14 protein-coding genes are annotated in these 20025 nt (G+C 33.9%); all 14 read right to left on the reverse strand.

Annotated features, from left to right (window positions below; all coding sequences use genetic code 11):
• Positions 1–30 precede the first annotated feature (30 nt).
• A complete protein-coding gene (locus tag AC1EUY_RS06655) occupies positions 31–732 on the reverse strand; it encodes a LytR/AlgR family response regulator transcription factor (RefSeq protein ID WP_480194728.1) in 702 nt (233 codons plus the stop codon).
• Positions 710–1744 carry a sensor histidine kinase gene (locus AC1EUY_RS06660; protein WP_480194729.1) on the reverse strand — a complete coding sequence of 345 codons (1035 nt, stop codon included), beginning with the start codon at positions 1742–1744 and terminating at the stop codon, positions 710–712. The genes AC1EUY_RS06655 and AC1EUY_RS06660 overlap by 23 nt, the downstream gene beginning before the upstream one ends.
• 393 nt (positions 1745–2137) lie before the next feature.
• Entirely contained in the window at positions 2138–3175 is a 1038-nt protein-coding gene (locus AC1EUY_RS06665; RefSeq protein WP_480194730.1) for a radical SAM protein, read from the reverse strand.
• Positions 3175–3468, reverse strand: a complete 294-nt coding sequence (locus tag AC1EUY_RS06670; RefSeq protein WP_480194731.1) for a hypothetical protein — start codon at positions 3466–3468, stop codon at positions 3175–3177. The genes AC1EUY_RS06665 and AC1EUY_RS06670 overlap by 1 nt, the downstream gene beginning before the upstream one ends.
• Positions 3469–4224: 756 nt before the next feature.
• Entirely contained in the window at positions 4225–6732 is a 2508-nt protein-coding gene (locus AC1EUY_RS06675; RefSeq protein WP_480194732.1) for a phosphoenolpyruvate carboxylase, read from the reverse strand.
• Between the two features lie 43 nt (positions 6733–6775).
• A complete protein-coding gene (locus AC1EUY_RS06680; protein WP_480194733.1) occupies positions 6776–8239 on the reverse strand; it encodes a glutamate synthase subunit beta in 1464 nt (487 codons plus the stop codon).
• Between the two features lie 4 nt (positions 8240–8243).
• A complete protein-coding gene (gene gltB, locus AC1EUY_RS06685) occupies positions 8244–12752 on the reverse strand; it encodes a glutamate synthase large subunit (protein ID WP_480194734.1) in 4509 nt (1502 codons plus the stop codon).
• A gap of 243 nt (positions 12753–12995) precedes the next feature.
• Positions 12996–14240, reverse strand: coding sequence for an ammonium transporter (locus AC1EUY_RS06690; protein ID WP_480194735.1), 1245 nt, complete (start codon positions 14238–14240; stop codon positions 12996–12998).
• 21 nt (positions 14241–14261) lie between these two features.
• Positions 14262–14600, reverse strand: a complete 339-nt coding sequence (locus AC1EUY_RS06695) for a P-II family nitrogen regulator (RefSeq protein WP_480194736.1) — start codon at positions 14598–14600, stop codon at positions 14262–14264.
• A gap of 21 nt (positions 14601–14621) precedes the next feature.
• On the reverse strand, positions 14622–15641 hold the full coding sequence (locus tag AC1EUY_RS06700; RefSeq protein ID WP_480194742.1) for an outer membrane beta-barrel protein: 1020 nt from the start codon (positions 15639–15641) through the stop codon (positions 14622–14624).
• 1013 nt (positions 15642–16654) lie between these two features.
• Positions 16655–17533: a CPBP family intramembrane glutamic endopeptidase gene (locus AC1EUY_RS06705; protein WP_480194737.1), complete on the reverse strand. Its 879-nt coding sequence runs from the start codon at positions 17531–17533 to the stop codon at positions 16655–16657.
• A 57-nt stretch (positions 17534–17590) separates the two neighbouring features.
• Entirely contained in the window at positions 17591–18022 is a 432-nt protein-coding gene (locus AC1EUY_RS06710) for a type II toxin-antitoxin system VapC family toxin (protein WP_480194738.1), read from the reverse strand.
• Positions 18012–18266: a DUF6364 family protein gene (locus AC1EUY_RS06715; RefSeq protein WP_480194739.1), complete on the reverse strand. Its 255-nt coding sequence runs from the start codon at positions 18264–18266 to the stop codon at positions 18012–18014. The genes AC1EUY_RS06710 and AC1EUY_RS06715 overlap by 11 nt, the downstream gene beginning before the upstream one ends.
• A gap of 252 nt (positions 18267–18518) precedes the next feature.
• On the reverse strand, positions 18519–20025 hold a 1507-nt coding region (locus AC1EUY_RS06720), incomplete at its 5' end, for a TlpA family protein disulfide reductase (protein WP_480194740.1).

Genomic DNA, 20025 nt, shown 5'->3' on the forward strand with positions numbered 1-20025 from the left:
AATAGACGTTTGGGCAAATTTCATCTATTATTAAAAATCAGATTTGATAAACTTTAAAAATTGGTCTTTATACTTTTCTGAAACGGGAATGTAGGTATCTCCAAAAACAATACGATTGCGCTCTATAGTAGTTATCTTTTTTAAGTTTACCATAAACGAACGATGCACACGCATAAATTGGTTTTTTGGTAACTCTACTTCTAACGATTTCATGCTTTTTAGGGTAAGAATTGGTTTTTCGGAAGTAACGGTGTAAAATTTTAAATAATCTTTAAGCCCTTCCACATAAATTAAATCCTTTAAATCAATCTTAATTAATTTATAATCAGATTTCACAAAAATATAATCGTCAATTGCCACCTGATAAGCATTTTGAAGTATCTGTTGTTTCGCTTTATTGGCAGCTGTAAGAAACTCGGGGTAACTTATGGGCTTAACTAAATAATCGATGGTGTTTACTTTGTAACTTTCTACTGCAAATTCTTCAAAAGCTGTGGTAAAAATAATTTTAGCCTTGTTATTTAAAATCAGTTTTGAAAACTCCATTCCCGATAAGTTTGGCATTTGAATATCCGTAAAAATTAAATCAACAGATTCATTTTCTAATATTTTAATGGCAGCAATAGCACTACTACATTTTGCTATTAACTTTAAAAAAGGAGTCGTGTTAACATAGTCTTCCAACAGGTTAAGCGCTAAAGGTTCGTCGTCAATTAAAATACAGGATAGCATTAGTCTTTGTATTTAAGTTTAGCTGTGCAATATAGGTATTGTTCTCTTCTTTGGTTATTAAATTAAACGCGTTAGAATATAATATATTCAATCGCTTTTTTAAGTTTTCTAACCCAACCCCAGAATCCGTAATGTTTTCTTTTTCAGGAAATGATGAATTGACTACTGAATATTTTATGTGTTCTTTTTCAATTTCTAAATCAATGGTTATAAAGCTGTCTTTTACAGCATCAATACCATGTTTAAAAGCGTTTTCGACAAAAGTGATAAGTAATAATGGGGCTATTGTTATGGGCTGATTAATAATTGGAAAGTTTTTTTCTAATACTACATTTGATGCTACGCGCATTTGCATTAAATCGATATAACGCTCTAAAAATTCTATTTCTTTAACCAACGGAACTTTACTATTTGAAGCATCGTGTAGTAAATAGCGCATCATTTTGCTCATAGTATGTACAGATTGTTTTGCTTTAGTAGGCGAAACATCAATCAGGACATAAATGTTATTTAAAGTATTAAATAGAAAGTGTGGCTGTACCTGATACTTTAAATACTTAATTTCAGTGTTTAACTGCGTTTGTTTTATTTCTTGTAGTAGCATTTTGTTTTTATTTAAACGCGAATTTACTTTTAATGCTACGCACATTCCAATACCTAAAATTATGGGTAAAATAACTTGAATGGTCGTCATAGCACCACTTCTAACTTCACGTAACATCTCTCCATTCTCTGAAGGATGAAATATAGGTTTTCCAATAAAATAGCCTATTAAAACATAAAGAAGTATAACGAGACCTACATTTAAAGCATAAAACAGAAGCCTTTTATTATTTAAAAAATAGTAATCTACTAAAACAAAAAAGTTAAGGTAAAAGGCTATAAAAATTGCTACTAGCGATAACCAGTTTCTATAAATGAGGTATTGATCCGTTAAAGATGCTATAGGATATATGAATAATAGCAACCATAAAAAGAAATGTAATATGATTTTTAAGTATCTCGAGTTCATTTTTATATTAAATGACTAATGTACTATAAACTAAACGAGTGTTATAATTTTATGGATAATCTTTAGTTAATTATAGAAGTTTAGGGTGTTTTTGTCTATCAATTATTGTTGTGTAATGATGATTAGATAAATGTCAAAAACTAATAGAAGTAACATAAATGCCATTCCACACACATTATGCTTCCCTCCTACGTCGTCGAATAATAAGTGTTCCATTAACTTTAGTAAAAGAAGCTTTGGAGAAGAAAACTTTTAAAAGAAAAATTAGCAAATGAAACTATTGCTTTTGCCAAAGCAAAGTAACATAATACAAAACATTATAGTACAAATGAATAATACATTTTTGTTGTCTTCTTTTATCTCACTCTTAAACTTGCCTTTATAAGTTATATTTTAACAATCTATAGTCATGCTACCATTAACAATCATTTCATTCCAATTAACTATATCTACTGTTTTGTTATTGATTATTTTATTATAAGTTTGGTTAAATAAAGATTTTATTACAGATGCCTTTTTATCTATAAAACGTTCAAATAATAAAGTAGAAAAATTATTTATATTTCCAATAGCTAGTGAATTATTAAAACCATATGCAAAAGGCAAAATTTTACCCGTTTCTTCAATGACTATTGTATCAAATATATTTGATATTTTATAATTTGACGTACATTGTCTAGAGAAAGTATGAACGATTTCAGGAAATGTTTGAAGGTATTCTCGATGCAATAAGTCTAATTGAACTACCATATCTTTAGCATATTTGCTATGAAGATAATTGGCTAAAATAAAGGTTTGATGCGCCAAGGTATCGTCAATTGACATATCAGTTAATTTTTCTAAAGCACGACCGTGCATTTCAAGAGGATGCAATTGAAGTAGTTTAGCTCCATGCTCATGGGCAAATTCACCTAACCAAATCAAGGATTTCCAACTTTTCGGAGTGACAGTATGAATAAGTCCAAAAGGCTTTTTCAGTTCTTTTAATAGATTGATACCGTTCAACATTTTATCGAAGGCACCTACCTGACCTCTGATATGATCATGCAAATCTTTTGGTCCATCAACACTAATAGCAATCAAATCAATATAACTAAGGATGCGCTTGTTTTTTTCTGACATCAACAGCATTCCGTTAGATGCCACCATGTTCTGGAAACCTAAATATTTAGAGAATGATAATAATTCTTCCAATTCCCTATACATAAATGGTTCACCTCCAGAAATTGAAATGGTATTAAACCCGTTCTCGAATGCATACGGTAAGAACTTTTTCAAAGCGTCAATATCTAGCCTCTCCTTAAGGTTCGGAGACGAACTCGAATAACAATGAAGGCATGATAAATTACATTTTCGAGTTGGATGTATTTGTATGGTACGAAAAGGGTCAGATCGAAACCTGGCCCTTTCTTCTGGTTTGCACACTTCCATTATAGACGCATTACACTTTTAAATCTAAGCCCTTCAGGATTAACAATTCCATACGGGAATACTTCAAAACGTTTAAAGCCTTTACCTAAATCGCTAAATTTTCTAAAGAAATCAGGAGGGAGCTCACCATTAATCAAGACTCTATCTGCTAGAATCTCAACTTGATCAACTCCTAATCCATTCTTTTTAAGATTGACAATTTCTGCTGAAATAGTTTTTAGCGACGTTTTTTCAATCTCGCCATGGTCAAGATGTTTCATTAATGATTTTTCGAATTCTTTTAAATCTTTCATAGTAATAATTTAATTTATCTCGCCTACTCTATCTAGTTTTCGGCTTCCCTAGTTTCACTTTTTTGGTTTTATTTAAGAAATCTATTTTGTGTTTTTATGATTTTGCCAATAGATATTTTACTAAGGTAGTATGATGACAACTTCAAGTCAAGAGGAATTCCCCTATTTTTTAAGAAGCTTTTTCCCTATGTTTTCAAGGGATTATTCCCCTTTTTGTAAACTAAAAAAGTGGTTTTTAGCAAAGAAAAGAGTAATATTGAGGTTGACCCTATTTTAAATGATAGTTTTTGATACCATTCCACACACATTTACTCACTTCCTTTTTTTTGTTTTAACAAATAGGTGTTCGTGAATCTTGAATCATAGATTCTGCGATTTTACCCTACCCCTCTGCCCTATTGCAAAAAGAGTGTTCCATTACCTTTGATAAAAGAACCTTTTAGAAGAAATTTTCTCAGGAAATTAGTGGTAAAGATTCTTTGCTTTTCCAAAACAAACTTGTAGGCTTCATAAGTTCCGAATTATTCAATAAAATTTATGAGAATAAAGCAAAGAGACCATTCGACAAGCTTAAGACAAGCGCGACGTAACATTATAGTACGTTTAATAAAATTGTTTATCCTTGTAGATAAAGCAATATTTAAGAACGAAGACTCGCTGGCCAATTTCTGCAATTCTGTAGCTAGAACATATTCAGCTAAAGCTAATTTTTCACCAAAGTGAGTGATCAACGAATCTTATTATATAAAATCTTTGTCAAGCAGAATTTCTACTGGCATTAATATTACCGTATAGCGACCTTACAATCATTTTTTTGTAGATTTTGATTAAGTCTTTATCTTTTACATTCATTAGTTTTTGAATCGCATAATTTTGAACAATAAGCAATGGTAAAACTATACCTTCTCTGGTTTGAATAGATATTTTAGATTTTTCTTCATGTTGCATTAAAAATTCTGATTCAGTAATTTCTAAAATCATTTTTTTAGAAAGCATGTATTCTTCATGAAGATAGTCCCAGAAATCGGCAAATTCTTCGACATCTTTTATGTAAGAGGTTAATTCGAAATAGCATTTGGTTAAAGACATCATACTATTATCTATCAATGTTCGAAAGAAGGGTACATTTTTATACAATCGTTTTACAGCATCTATATTACCCGATGCTTTTATTTTAGAAATTGCAGTACCAATACCGAAATACCCAGGGATATTTTGCTTTAACTGACTCCAAGAACCTACATACGATATAGCACGTAAATCAGATAACTTAAGCTTCGCATCTGTATTTCGTTTGCTAGGTCTACTACCAATTCTAGCGTTTGCATAATACTTAAGTGTGGTCATCTTCTCTATATAGGGCAAGAACTTTTCGTGATTCTTAAGCTCATCGTATTTCAAAAAACTTAATTCACTTAATTCTTCTATAAGGTTTCTATCTTCTGTTGAAATTACTGATTCATCACCATACAAAAAGTTATGAAGTCCAGAAGTGACTAATTGCTCAGCATTAAATCGAAATTTATCCTTTGTACCATAGGTACTCGTAATCGTTTGACCTTGTATTGTTAACTGCAACTCATTATTAGCAATAGTACTACCTTGCGATGCGTAAAAACGATGTGTTTTACCTCCTCCTCTAGCTGGAGGTCCTCCTCTACCATCAAAAAATGTTGCTTCAATATCATATTTTTTACAAACATTCGAAAGCGTTTCTTTAGATTTATAAATTGACCAATTCGCTTTTAAATACCCTCCATCTTTGGTACCATCAGAAAAACCAAGCATGATCGTTTGCTTCTTTCCTCTTCTCGCTAAATGTTCTTGATATTCTTTAAGTTCAAACAGTTGTGTCATAATTCTTTCAGAATTTGACATCCCATTCATTGTTTCAAAAAGCGGGATGATATCAAAATCTAATTGTTTGCCATTATGTATCCAGCGCTGCAATCCGTATACAAAAAGCACAGAAAAAATATCTTCAGAATTGCTAATAATATAACGATGACATCCTAATTTACCATTTCTTGTCTGTAGTTCGTCAAGCTGAGCGATGTTTTGAATTGTATCTTGAACTATTGGACTCGCTTTAGAAAAGTCTCCAATTTTTATCTTCTTATTGACTAAAAGTTCGATGAGTTCATTTTCTGGCAATTCACTTAAAGATTCTTTTATAATATTGTTTTCTTTTAGCAGAAAAGTTACCGTATGTTCATGTATATCATGATTTTGACGTATGTCTAAAGATGCAAAGTGGTTCTTAAATATATTTACTTTAAATTGAATTTTTCTTAGATCCTCAAGATATATACTTTGATAATTATTGATAATCTTAACTTCAATAGCTTGTAATGTCTTAAGAATTTCTGAATAGGAAATACTATATTCAGCATTAAACATTGCCTTATATAGATTTTCTCGTAAGGATGTTAATTGCTCATCCACTCCCTTAAATGTCATTTTTGATGCTAACCTCTTTACATCATGGTAGTAACATTTCATAAGTGTCATTCTAAGAGCATCAGACACATCTTTCGTTGTTTGATGTGTAACAAAAGGATTTCCATCTCTATCGCCACAAGGCCAAAAACCTAAATTGATAAGCTCAGGATTATTGAAACCTGCTATTGTAGTACTTAAATCATAATATAAATCGCCTAAGGCATCATAATAATAGTAGCGGCATATGTGCAAAATATTCATAGCTTCATCAAAGGGTGTAGGGCTTTTAGAATTAACTAACGAAGTAAGAGAAAGCTGATTTAATAGGGCGTCAACACCTTCTATATTACTATTGGTTACTTGCTCTCTGAGTTTAGATATAATATTTAATACAGCAGGTGTATAAAACTGTGTAGGATGTGCCGTTAAGACAATACGAACTTTAAAAGCATTTAGTTTTTCTAATAGTTCTTCTCTCTTATCTTGATTACTATTTTGAGAGATCATATCTCGAACTCTTAAAAAAGTATCATCTTCTAACTCTTTTGCTTTAGTAGCATCTTCAATACTATCAAACAATACTATTTGTCGCTCGACATATTGAATAATTTTAAACATAAAAGACAAAGTATCTTCTCCTATAGTATCAGGATGATTTTTTATAAAATCATCTAATATTGTTATCGGATCTGTTCCTTTCTCCAGCCTTTTCTTTGCAAATTGACTTAACAATGGTAACAAATGACCTATGTTTTTTGAATTCTGATGCTTCAGGTTCAAAAACATACTATTATAGACTTCATACTTTTTGTTAACGTCCATTTTCATAGATACACCACTAATTATAATTGATTAAAAGATAAAGTTACGCATTAATTAGGTCGCCTGTTCCTTTGGTAGGCAGACTAGATTCACCCATTAAATACATATCAACTTGTCTCGCCGCTTCTCTACCTTCAGAAATAGCCCATACAATCAATGATTGTCCTCTCCGCATATCTCCAGCGGTAAAAATATGAGGAATATTTGTTTGGTATTTCCCATAATCGGCTTTATAGTTTGAACGATTATCAGTTTCAATACCTAGTTTATTAGCTAATGTATTTTCTGGTCCCGTAAATCCTAATGCTAACAATGCTAAATCACAGGGCCATACTTTCTCAGAATCTGGTTTTTCAATTAATTGAGGGCGCTCACCTGGTTTTGTTTTCCATTCAACTTCTACCGTTTTTAAGCCTGTTAATTCACCTTTTTCATTCGTAATGAATTCTTTTGTGTTTATTAACCAATTACGTTCACACCCTTCTTCATGTGAAGAACTGGTTTTTAACTGTAAGGGCCAGAATGGCCAGGGCGTTGTTGAGCTTCTATCTTTAGGAGGCTTCGGCATAATCTCAAAATTTGTTACCGATTTCGCACCATGTCGATTAGAGGTGCCAACGCAATCTGACCCAGTATCACCACCTCCAATAACAATAACATCTTTATTTTTAGCACTAATGAGCTCTCCTGCATAAGATGCATCAAATAATGATTTCGTTTGTTGGGTTAGAAAATCCATTGCTTGCACCACGCCTTTACTTTCTATTCCTTTTACAGGAAGGCTTCTGCGCACTGTAGCACCACCGCATAAAACCACGGCATCAAACTCATTTAGTTTAGCTGCGTCATAATTTACACCAACATTCACATTTGTTTTGAAGAGTATTCCTTCTTCCTTAAGAATACTAACTCTTCGGTCAATAATCTCTTTTTCTAATTTAAAGTTTGGGATACCATAACGTAATAAACCACCTATTGCATCATCTCTTTCGAGTACTGTGACTGTATGACCCGCTCTGTTCAGTTGTTGGGCTGCTGCCAATCCTGCAGGACCAGAGCCTACCACAACTATAGTTTTATCGGTACGTTTTTTTGGCGGTTGTGAATAAATCCATCCTTCCGCGAAAGCACGCTCCACAATTTGCTTTTCAATATTCTCTATTGAAACAGGACTGTCAATAATACCCAATACACAGGCTTTTTCACAAGGTGCAGGGCAAAGGCGTCCGGTAAATTCAGGAAAATTGTTAGTGGAATGCAAAATTTCTGAAGCTATTTTCCATTCGCCTTTGTGCACCAGATCATTAAAATCGGGTATCAAATTACCGAGAGGGCAACCGCTATGACAAAAAGGAATACCACAATCCATACATCGAGCCCCCTGCTTCTTAATATCTTTTTCTTTTAAAGGCACCGTAAACTCTTTATAATTATTTACGCGCTCTTTAACTGCTATATTAGATTCATCTTGTCTCTTGTAGTGTTTAAATCCTCCTAACTCACCCATATCTTTATGCTGTTAATTGTTCAATTTTAGCTTCATTAGCCAATCGTTCTAAGGCCTTTTTATAATCTACTGGGAATACTTTGACAAAATGATTTGCATTGTTATCCCAATTGCTTAAAATCTGTTCAGCTAAATTACTATTGGTGTATGCTGCATGATTTTCAATCAATTGCTTGAGCTCTTTCTTATCTACCTCGGTTGGTTCTTCTAATTCTACCATTTCTAGATTACACAAACCATTGCTGAACATCTGATCCTTGTCATAGATATACGCAATACCACCACTCATACCCGCAGCAAAATTTCTACCGGTTTTACCGAGCACTACAACTTTACCTCCTGTCATATATTCACAGCCATGATCGCCTACTCCTTCTACAACCGCCGTAATTCCTGAATTTCTTACCGCAAAACGTTCACCTGCAATACCATTAATATAGGCTTCACCAGCAACAGCACCATAGAAACACACATTTCCGACAATGATATTATCTTCAGCAACAAAATCGGCTTCATCAGGTTTCTTAATAATGATTTTTGCACCAGAAAGTCCTTTACCTAAATAGTCATTGGTTTCGCCTTCCACTTTTAACGTAATACCTTTAGTCGCAAAAGCGCCAAAGCTTTGCCCTGCAGATCCTTTAAAACTTAATCGTAAGGTATCATTGGGTAAACCTTCTTCACCATGAATTTTAGATATCTCATTACTAATAATAGCACCTACCGCTCTATCTGTATTATGTATTCTATAACTTAAATCAGTTTCGGTCTTGTAATTGATAGCCAATTTAGCATCATGCAAAATGCGCATATCTAATACATTATCAAGATTGTGATTTTGTATTTCAGTGTTAAATAAAGGAGCTTTTCCTTCAACTTTTGGTTGATATAAAATGGCAGACAGGTCGATACCCTTCGCTTTGTAGTGATCTATAGCCGTATTTGCATTAATCTTATGCACTTGCCCAATCATTTCATTTAATGTTCTGAAACCTAACTGTGCCATAATCTCTCGCAATTCTTCTGCAACGAAATACATGAAATTAATCACATGTTCGGGAGTTCCTTTAAAGTTTTTACGCAATTCAGGATCTTGAGTTGCAATACCTACCGGACACGTATTTAAGTGACACGCACGCATCATAATACAGCCAGATGCTACTAGCGGTGCAGTTGCAAAACCAAATTCTTCAGCACCTAACAAAGCAGCAATCGCTACATCTCGACCCGTTTTTAGTTGACCATCACATTCTAAAACTACCCTTCCTCGCAAGTTGTTTAATACTAATGTTTGCTGCGCTTCAGCAATTCCCAACTCCCAAGGTAGGCCAGTATGCTTTAGTGAGGTCAAAGGGGAGGCTCCAGTACCGCCGTCAAATCCTGATATTAAAATAACATCGGCTTTGGCTTTGGCAACTCCAGCAGCAATAGTACCAACACCTACTTTCGAAACTAATTTTACATTAATTCTCGCTTCCCTATTCGCATTTTTCAAATCAAAAATAAGTTGAGCTAAATCTTCAATAGAATAAATGTCATGATGTGGTGGTGGGGAAATCAACCCAACATAAGGGGTAGAATTACGCACTTCTGCAATCCATGGTAATACTTTTTCTCCAGGCAACTGACCACCTTCTCCAGGCTTGGCACCTTGCGCCATTTTTATTTGTATTTCTTTGGCATTGGTCAAGTAATTACTAGTCACACCGAATCTACCAGAAGCTACCTGTTTAATCGCACTATTTTTCCAATCACCATTGGATAATTTTTTGAATCTATTTTTGTTTTCACCACCTTCACCCGAATTACTTTTGCCACCGATACGATTCATAGCAATTGCCAAATTCTCATGTGCTTCTTGGCTAATAGAACCATATGACATTGCTCCTGTTTTAAAACGCTTCACAATCTCAGTCCAAGGTTCTACATCGTCTATCGGTATTGGATCAAGGTTATTAAATTCAAATAAACCTCGTAAGGTCATTAAATTTTTACTTTGCTCGTTTATGGTCTGTGCATATACCTTATAACTTTCCTTATTCTTACTACGAACAGCTTGGTGTAATTTTGACACTGTGGTGGGATTAAACATATGCTGTTCTCCATTTCTTCGCCATCTATAATCACCGCCTATTTCTAAAGGCAATACATCTTTTACATCTGTCTTTGGAAATGCTTTTTCATAACGCTTGGTTAAATCTTTATCAAGTACATATAAACCAATACCGCCTATTCTTGAAGGGGTATTCGGAAAATATTTTTGTGTAAATGCTTTTTTAAGTCCTAAGATTTCAAAGATTTGAGAGGCTCTATATGAATGCAGAGTAGAAATACCGATCTTATTCATAATCTTCAACAAACCTTTTCCTATGGCCTTATTAAAATTTTGCACCGCCTCGTCAGCATCGACATCTTGAATTACACCTTCCTTTACCTGATTACGGATAATTTCATTTACTAAATAGGGATTGATAGCACTGGCACCGTAACCGAATAAGGTAGCAAAATGATGCGGCTCCCTAGGTTCAGCAGTTTCTAAAACAATTCCAAATTTTGATCGTTTACCTAATCTATTCAAGGAATGATGCACATACGAACAAGCTAGTAATGCTGGTATTGGAGCTTCTTCTTTGGTAACACCTCTATCAGATAAGATAATAATATTAGCACCTTCTGTAACTGCTTTTTCTGTTAGAATTAAAATATCATCTAACGCTCTCTCTAATCCATTTACTCCTTTATCTATAGGATATAAAATTGGAATAGAAGCTGCCTTAAAATCAGGATGCTCTATATTTTTTATTTTATCTAGATCATCGTTAGAAATTACCGGATTTTGAATGCGTAGCTTTTTAGCTTGCTCTGGAATAATATCAAATATATTTCTATCCTCTCCAATAGCTAAACTGATATCAGTAATGATTTCTTCTCGAATACCATCTAAAGGAGGATTCGTTACCTGAGCAAATAATTGTTTAAAATAATTATACAATAGCTGAGGCCTATCAGACAATACAGCTAAGGGTGTATCTGTTCCCATAGAACCAATGGCTTCTTTCGCCTTTTTAGCCATAGGATTAATAATCGTGGTAACATCTTCCGAGGTATAACCAAATAATCTCAGTCTTGTCTTATAGTCTAAAGCTTCTATAGGACATTTATTACCAGTATTGGGTACTTCTGCCAATGGCAATGTATGCTCATTGACCCATTTTTTATAAGGATGTCTCGAAACAATTTCTTTTTTTATTTCTTCATCTTCAATAATTCTACCAGCATTCATATCCACTAAAAACATTTTACCAGGTTCTAATCGACCATGCTTTACAACATTTTCTGGTTTGATGTTTAGCACACCAATTTCTGAAGACATAACAACATTTCCGTCTTTTGTAACTGTATATCGTGAAGGGCGTAAACCATTTCGGTCTAATAGCGCACCAATATAATTGCCATCTGTAAAGGGTACAGATGCGGGTCCGTCCCAGGGTTCCATAATGCAAGAATTATATTCATAGAAGGCTTTTTTATCTTCGTTCATCGTTTGATGTTTTTCCCATGCTTCTGGCACTAGCATCATCATTACTTCGGGTAAAGATCGGCCCGTCATTAATAATAGTTCGACGACCATATCCATACTTGCAGAATCAGATTTTCCTTCTAAAACAATGGGAAATATTTTTTTGATATCGTCTCCAAATAAATCGCTATCCATGAGTTCTTGCCGTGCTTTCATACGACTCACATTTCCACGAAGTGTATTAATCTCTCCATTATGACACATATATCGAAATGGTTGCGCTAAATCCCACGAAGGGAATGTATTTGTTGAAAAACGCTGATGCACTAATGCCAATCTTGTTACTACATCGGGCTCTTTTAGGTCAATATAATATCTACCAATATCTTCTGGCATTAAAAGTCCTTTGTAAATAATGGTAGTTGTTGAAAAACTTGGTAAGTAAAAATAATTTCGTTCAGAAATTTTCGATTTTTCAATGGTGTGCTCAGCTATTTTTCTAGCGGCAAAAAGCTTAGCATTAAACTCAAAATCTGTTAAGGTATTTGAACTTTTCGTTACAAAAATTTGTTTTGCTTTAGGTTCTGTTTTACCAGCAATTTTTCCTAACGTACTTGTGTCAACGGGTACATCTCTCCAGCCTAATATTTTTAAATTTTGTTTCTTTAACTCTTCTTCGAATACTGAAATACAATAAATCTGCTGGTTGTAACTTTTTGGAAGAAACACCATTCCCACTGCATATTCGCCAATTTCAGGCAAATCAAAATGACAAACACGTTTAAAATAGTTATGAGGAATGTCAATTAAAATACCAGCACCATCACCTGTTTTTCCATCTGAACTTACAGCACCTCGGTGTTCTAACTTTACCAAAATCTCTAAGGCATTATGTATAATCTCATTTGACTTTTTCCCATGCAGATTACAAATGAATCCAGCCCCACAATTATCTCTTTCAAACTCTGGTAAGTACAAACCTTGCTGTTTCATATTTATTAAATTAAGTTCACAAAATTATGTTTTTTGTTGTTAAAAATTCAAGAAATTTAAGTTTTTGATGAAAGAAATGCTATACTATAAAATAAACGATGTATATATTTCAATATCGATATTTTAGGCAGGGTAAAAATGTTATATCCTTAAAATAGGAGCATAAAAAACCAACACTGATCTTACAGAAGCAAGACCATGCTGACTAGTATCAAAAAAATTATCTCTAAATATAACTAACTTCTAGTGTTCATTCATCCTAAAATCTGGATACGCCGCATTCATACCATGTTCATGTTTATCTAAACCTTCTAACTCTTCTTTTTCAGAAACTCGAATACCCACTGTTTTTTTTAGTATAAATATGATAAGAAAAGAACTTACAAGACAAATGGCAGCGTATGATAACACTCCAACTAATTGACTCATAAATTGAGCTCCTCCAGCAAGATTACCAAAAATACCAACAGCTAATGTTCCCCAAATTCCACAAATTAAATGTACAGCAATAGCTCCAACAGGATCATCTAAGTGTAGTTTATCAATAAAACTCACACCTAATACAATAATAGCACCTGCTATACCTCCAATAAGTACAGCATCTGTAGGACTCATTTGGTCTGCACCTGCAGTAATTCCCACTAAACCACCAAGAATACCGTTTAAAAACATGGTAAGATCTAAGTTTTTATAAAGAATGGTCGATACCATAAAGGCAATTACACCGCCTGCTGCTGCTGCCAAACATGTGGTTACTAAAGTTAATGAGGTTAATGCGGGGTCTGCAGATAAAACCGAACCGCCATTAAAGCCAAACCAGCCTAACCAAAGTATTAATACACCAGCCGTAGCTAGAGGAATATTATGACCAGGTAATGCCTGCGGTTTACCATTTTTAAACTTACCAATTCTAGAACCTAATAACCATACGGCCACTAAAGCGGCCCATCCACCAACTGAATGCACTAATGTAGAACCTGCAAAATCATAAAACGGTATTTCTCTCATTTGTAAGAAACCACCACCCCATTTCCATGAGCCAACAATTGGATAAACAAGTCCTACATAAATTACTGTAAATACCATAAATGGTCCTATTTTCATGCGCTCAGCTACTGCACCTGATACAATCGTTGCTGCAGTGGCTGCAAACATCCCTTGAAAAAGGAAGTCTGTCCAATAAGTATATCCTTCATTATAAGCTAGATCTAAACCACCTTCTGCAGTCAATGGTGAATCTAAACCAAATCCTGCAAAACCAAAAACCCCAGCGGATCCTTCTGTAAAACCTGGATACATTAAATTAAAGCCTACGAGGCAGTAAAGTAAGAGCCCAACTGTGATAATAAAAATATTCTTAAATAAAATATTAATTGTATTCTTCTGTCTCGTCAATCCTATTTCAAGGAGGCCAAAGCCCATGTGCATAAAAAAAACGAGTGCCGTACAGATCATCATCCATACATTATTTGTTGTTAATAACTCCATAATTCGTATTGATTGCTATTTTTATTTGAGGGTTTGCCCGCCTTTTTCTCCTGTTCTTATTCTATAGCACTCTTCAATATCTGACACGAAGATTTTACCATCACCTACTTCACCAGTGGCAGCTGCACTTATAATGGCTTTTATTGTAACTTCTTCGAAGTCGTTATTGACTACGATTGATAGATATCTTCTTTGTATATCGCTGGTACTATAGGTAACACCTCTGTACACATGTCCTTCTTTTTCATTACCAAGACCTGTTACATCCCAGTATGAGAAGAAGTTTACACCAACTTCATGCAATGCGGCTTTTACTGCACTGAATTTGGATTTTCTAATAATTGCTTCTACTTTTTTCATTGTATATAATTGAGTTAAATTTTAAAATGTATAGATAGCGGCTAATGTAAATGCTGCTAAGCTTTTTGTTGGATCAGCATCTGAATTCACAAAAATTTCTTCAGAATTATTGTCTAGACGAAATTCAGGCTTTATGATTAGATTGTCTATTGTATAGCTACCTGTTAAGGTTACAGCGAACACACTATCATCTTCACTTTCTTCTGCAAACAAGTCATAGTCTCCATGTTCAGCAAAATATTCACCTCGTAAACCAATGCTAAAAGCATCGGAAGTTTTTAATTGTGGATATAACGCTGCACCATAAAAACCAGCACCGTCATTATCATTATATGCAGCATTGATTCCTAAGAAAAAGTCATCAGACACATCAAATCCACCCGTGTAATCAATTTCAAAACCTAAACCACCGTTATTACCACTATCGTAATAGAGATTTAAGTATTGACCAGCATACCCTAACTGAGCTCCAAATGAATACTCACCTGTTGTAGACGTATTGTTAGTATCCCATGGATTCATAACAGCAAGCATCAAGCTAAAATCTTCAGATAAAACAAAATCAGCCTTTAAACCTAAGTGTGAAAATGGACCGTTTGAAAACAAATATGAAGTGCTGTAGTTAAAGTTTGATGCTGGAGCAATAACTTCATAACCTAAATAGGTATTCCATCTACCAAATGTTAATTTAGTACTTTTAGAAACGCTCCAGTAAACATATGCTTGATTTACAATACCATCGATAATATCATTACTAAAAGTTGCACTTGCTCCCCTTGAACCGACAACTAGATCAAGAACTGCCCCCACTTTTTCTCCTTCATATGTAGCCATAAGATTTCCCATACCAAACGCAAAACCTGTTTGATCTGCAAAAGCGGTTCCGAATGATTGTCCCGTATCATCAGAGTTAGTTAAGTAAGTTTGATGGTAGGCATCAACACTTCCGTCAAATGAAAGTTTCTTTTTTTTCTCTTTTTTTTCTTCTTGTGTATAACTAATTAAAATTAGTAATACAGCTAAGGGTATTTTTATTCTCATCATAACTTAATTTTTAACAATTAAGACACAAATATTTATACAAAATATGATATAGCCAAATTTTCAGTAGGGTTAAGTCTCAAAATTTATATTATTTTAGAAACATAACCTCAAAAAAATAGGGGTTAAAATTTTTATATGATAAATATGATGATTTACATCCTTATAAAAAATAGGGGTATGTAAAAAAAAAGGTGTGAAATTTGTTATATTGGTAAAAATGCATTTCTTTAAAAAAAGTAACGAAATATTCTGTCAAGGACTTTTACTATTTAAACTACTGATACTACCTTTTTTTAAAAGGTAGTACGATTGAACCTTCAGCTAATGACCTGTTAAACGTAGTTCTTCTTTGCGAATGAAAGAATAATAAATTTGAGAATTAGATCAATATTAGTTTAGTTATCTCAAATTATTGTTTGTCAACTAGGTAGCGTAGCTACCGTTAGTTGTTAAATTTATTAGATTGAGAATTCAAGAAGTAGAATCAAATTACTTTTAGCTTACTGTTATCAGTAGTCTAGCACTTTGTACGAGTAAGCTATATGGGTTAAATTGAAATTGCGTTGAGCAATTTGGTCTAGCAGGTCATTATTCAGCAATTTAGTAAAAGACGCATTGTTTGAGATCTTTAGCGATCAACGCGGATTTGACTCCCGCGTAGCGGGATTGTTGAATAACGGTATCGGCTCGTATGTTTAGTGCGGGAATAGTGAAGTAGTAGCTATCTGTTTTTGGAACATTAACACAGTCCTTGGGTTAAGAAAAATAAATACGATTGGCATACAACAAGCAAACAAGGTTATGCACATGGTCACTATGGCGTGTACCTTTAAAAAGTATCTCAAATTCATTTAAAAACTGGTAAAAAGTGAGCAGGGACAAGGCTTTTACAAAATTGGTCAAAATTGACTCTGCAAAACCTCATGCAAGTGATTTTTAGCTATCCTAAAATGACTTGAAATGACTCTATGAAGATTGATTTTTAAGAAATTTAAGGGCTTGTGCAACGGTTACCGTTGTTGGGAGGCACTGGTTTTTAATTCATTCCTTTTGCCCCAATAGTATATTGCAAAACCAATTGCGACAATTGGTAGTACAATTCCAAATTCGTCCATATAATAAGCTGTATTTCCTGTATCTTCCGTCAAAGGGGTGAAAATACTTTGAATAAATAGATTATGACTTCCATGAAGTATTACAGCAGTCCATAAGCTTCCAGATTTCATGCGAAACCACGTGTATACAAAACTTATACTGATTATCAATACCATGAAGCATGGCATTGCAAACCAAGATGGTGTTCCACTATTATAATCTGCAAACAATAAAATTGGCAGATGCCAAACACCCCAAATAAGTCCAGTAATCAAGGAAGTTTTTGTAAAACCTTGACTTTTATAGAGCTCTGGCACCAAAAAGCCACGCCAACCAATTTCCTCTCCTAATGCGGACGACATACTACCGATTATACCAAAAACTCCAACAAAAAGGAAGTATAGTACTATGTTAAATCCATTGCTAATTTCGCCAAGTCCAAATGATTTTGTTATCCAACTTACCGTTTCTTCATTGTAAAATTTTCCCCAACCAAAACTCCAAATAATTATATAGGCAATAAATGCATATAATAATGGAATCAAATAACTTTTAATCTGATATTTTGTCTTTCCCCACTTCCAGCCTAAATCAGAAATGTTTCTCTTCAAGATTTTCATCGTAATCAAGGCAGAAATCCCAGGACACCACATAAGTCCCATTACATATTGACCAGCTCCTCCGCCTAATTTTCCAGAATATATAATGAGGAAGTAGAAAATTGCGCTTAATGCAAAAGTGATTGAAAGAAATATTCCAATTGGCTTAAATTTATTCTCAGTTTGAACTTTCACAATTATTTGGTTTAGTTTATATCAACTTGTGCCTAACGGCTCTGTATAGAGCCATTGCTAGCTCTCGTTTTTTTCTTTCATTTTCAGGAAATTCAATGGTGTCATAACGGCAATTGAAGAGTTTCTGTAATCCTTTATGTTTCTAGTAATTATTACATCCAAATCTTTTATTGTTAGAGCAGAAGAATATTGAATAGAGTCTTCATAATCTGCAAAATTATTTTTTAATGCTTGAATAATCTCTTTTTTAGTCGTTCCAACAATTTCAGTCATTTCGGTTAATGTCTCAACAATTTCGAGTGTCTTTTTATGTCCTAAAAATCTTCTAACGATATAATAAATGTTATTGATACTTATTGCCGATAAATATATCTTTATATTCCCTTGTTCATTAAGTTCAAAAAGTTCACTTGCAGGATTTGCGTGAGGTTCTCTGTCTGTAAAAAAATCAATAACTACGTCCGAATCTATAAAAAGTTTATACTCCATATTTTTTTGAAAGTTCTTCGGTTAAAATTTGCTTGTAGTCAAGGTCGTTTTCAGCTTTAATAATTCCTCTTAGTTTTCTAACTTTTGGTGAAAGTTGCTTTTCTTTGAGTTTAATTCTTTCTACAGTCACAAATTTGAAATAGTTTTCTACCATTTCAGAAAGGCTTTGTCCTCTCTCTTTTGCATATTTCTTTGCAATTTCGATGACCTCTTTTTCTATTGTCAATGTTAATTTAGTATTCATACCATTTTCTTTTGGATAAATATACGTGTTTATTTATGATTTTAAAACACGTATCATTTTTTAAATGAGAACTAATGGCTTCGGCTATGGCAAGTAGGGCGGTCGGGAAGTACCGGCCATTCCGTCTCTGCCCTTAGCCGGATCTTTTGGGTTCGTATTTATAAATGCTGAATCCAAGAGATTCGGCGATTCTCGCAAATTGGCCCAGGCCAATGGACATAGAGTTTTACGCCCTATTTGCTATAGCCATTGTTACCACACGTAATTTTCCTCTATTTGCTTTTTTAGTTGTTCCGTTTTTGACGGGTAGCTTGCATGTTCGTTTACAACCTTTCCATTCTCGTCCACTAGTAAGTATCTTGGATAGGCAAATCCATTTTTTCCGAACCTTTCATGTATGTCCGCTAATAGCTTTTCATTTGTAAAGACGTGTTGTCCTTCCAATTCATAAAACTCTATCATTTCATTCCAAACGTTTTTCTTGCTGTTCTTTCCCTCACAAATGTAAAGAGTTGTTACTTCCTTCGATTTTAGGAGTTCTGCATACTTATCTTTCTGCTGAAACTCTTTCTTACAAGGACTGCACCAGGTGCCCCAGATATCAACGAATACCTTTTTGCCTTTAAGAGTTTTAATAAGTTCATCAAAGGTGTTTATGCTATTATAGCCCTCGACGAACCCAATTTTTTTATTGCCTATTGATTTTTCAATTTTTTTATGGAAATCAACGATGGGTTGTACGGTAGTGACCAGAAAGTCGGAATAATTATTATTAGGATATTCCTGTTCGAACTCCTCGAATAATGTTATTAATTCTTTCGAGTTTTCTTTATTCCAAAAACTGTTGCTTAAGATGTAGGTGGCATAATAGTATTCCAACGCCGGTCCGTTAAGATATTTTTTAGCTTCGTTAATATTGTATGAATGCATTTTCCCTTGTTCATGCAAGTCCTTCAATTTTTCGGAATCATAGGTTTTGGTAATATATTGATTGTACAGTATATAGTTTTGCATAAAAGGAAATGCCCAAGGGGTTCGAATGCTGAACTCCCCTTCTTCTGATGTCAGATTGAACTCTTTTCCCCAAAGGTTTGCTATTTGGGTGTTTTTTATTTCTTCTCCTTTTGGTCCGATATCGTATTTGTTGGAGAAGATCGCCCCTTCTAAAGCCGAATAATAATATTCTCTGTCCAACTTTGTCAAGTCGTAGAAATCTTTAGAAATTAGTTTCTTCTCCAATTGTTCATTGAAGATTTCTATTTCATTTTCTTTTAAGGTTTTTATTTTGGAGGATATTGATGGTAAAATCGAATCTTTCAGTAATTCATTATCTGTAGTAAGCACATAAAAATCAGGGAGAGGAAATGAGTTGTACAATGTTTGTGCATTATTGCTTTTTCCTAGAATCTTGAATTTTTCCTTTTTTGAGTTTAGATGAAATTCCACCTTGTAAGTCCCGCTAGGTTCAATCAGTAATACTCCGGCAGCTTGTTTCGGCACATATAAAGTGATAAAGGCAGGATAGTCTGTCTTTAAGGAAAATTCGAAATTTCCTAAAGAATCAATATTCGTAGATTTTTTCGCTCCATAAAACCAAGCTCCATTTACCGGAATGGTATGTTCGACTTTCTCAGGAATATTTCCATATATTTTCCCCTTCACAGTTACTTCGATGTTATTTTTTGGGCTTCTTGAACAGGCAATAAGTCCTATGGTTAAAGCTAACAAAATTGTTTTTTGAATTTTCATTTTGTTGGTA

This window comes from Maritimimonas sp. 2210JD6-3 (assembly GCF_056591795.1).

What these genes read in the sequence shown, in the direction of transcription:
- AC1EUY_RS06655 (WP_480194728.1), bottom strand. Translation starts at nt 732, where the DNA reads ATGCTATCCTGTATTTTAATTGACGACGAACCTTTAGCGCTTAACCTG.
- AC1EUY_RS06660 (WP_480194729.1), bottom strand. Translation starts at nt 1,744, where the DNA reads ATGAACTCGAGATACTTAAAAATCATATTACATTTCTTTTTATGGTTG.
- AC1EUY_RS06665 (WP_480194730.1), bottom strand. Translation starts at nt 3,175, where the DNA reads ATGGAAGTGTGCAAACCAGAAGAAAGGGCCAGGTTTCGATCTGACCCT.
- AC1EUY_RS06670 (WP_480194731.1), bottom strand. Translation starts at nt 3,468, where the DNA reads ATGAAAGATTTAAAAGAATTCGAAAAATCATTAATGAAACATCTTGAC.
- AC1EUY_RS06675 (WP_480194732.1), bottom strand. Translation starts at nt 6,732, where the DNA reads ATGGACGTTAACAAAAAGTATGAAGTCTATAATAGTATGTTTTTGAAC.
- AC1EUY_RS06680 (WP_480194733.1), bottom strand. Translation starts at nt 8,239, where the DNA reads ATGGGTGAGTTAGGAGGATTTAAACACTACAAGAGACAAGATGAATCT.
- gltB (WP_480194734.1), bottom strand. Translation starts at nt 12,752, where the DNA reads ATGAAACAGCAAGGTTTGTACTTACCAGAGTTTGAAAGAGATAATTGT.
- AC1EUY_RS06690 (WP_480194735.1), bottom strand. Translation starts at nt 14,240, where the DNA reads ATGGAGTTATTAACAACAAATAATGTATGGATGATGATCTGTACGGCA.
- AC1EUY_RS06695 (WP_480194736.1), bottom strand. Translation starts at nt 14,600, where the DNA reads ATGAAAAAAGTAGAAGCAATTATTAGAAAATCCAAATTCAGTGCAGTA.
- AC1EUY_RS06700 (WP_480194742.1), bottom strand. Translation starts at nt 15,641, where the DNA reads ATGAGAATAAAAATACCCTTAGCTGTATTACTAATTTTAATTAGTTAT.
- AC1EUY_RS06710 (WP_480194738.1), bottom strand. Translation starts at nt 18,022, where the DNA reads ATGGAGTATAAACTTTTTATAGATTCGGACGTAGTTATTGATTTTTTT.
- AC1EUY_RS06715 (WP_480194739.1), bottom strand. Translation starts at nt 18,266, where the DNA reads ATGAATACTAAATTAACATTGACAATAGAAAAAGAGGTCATCGAAATT.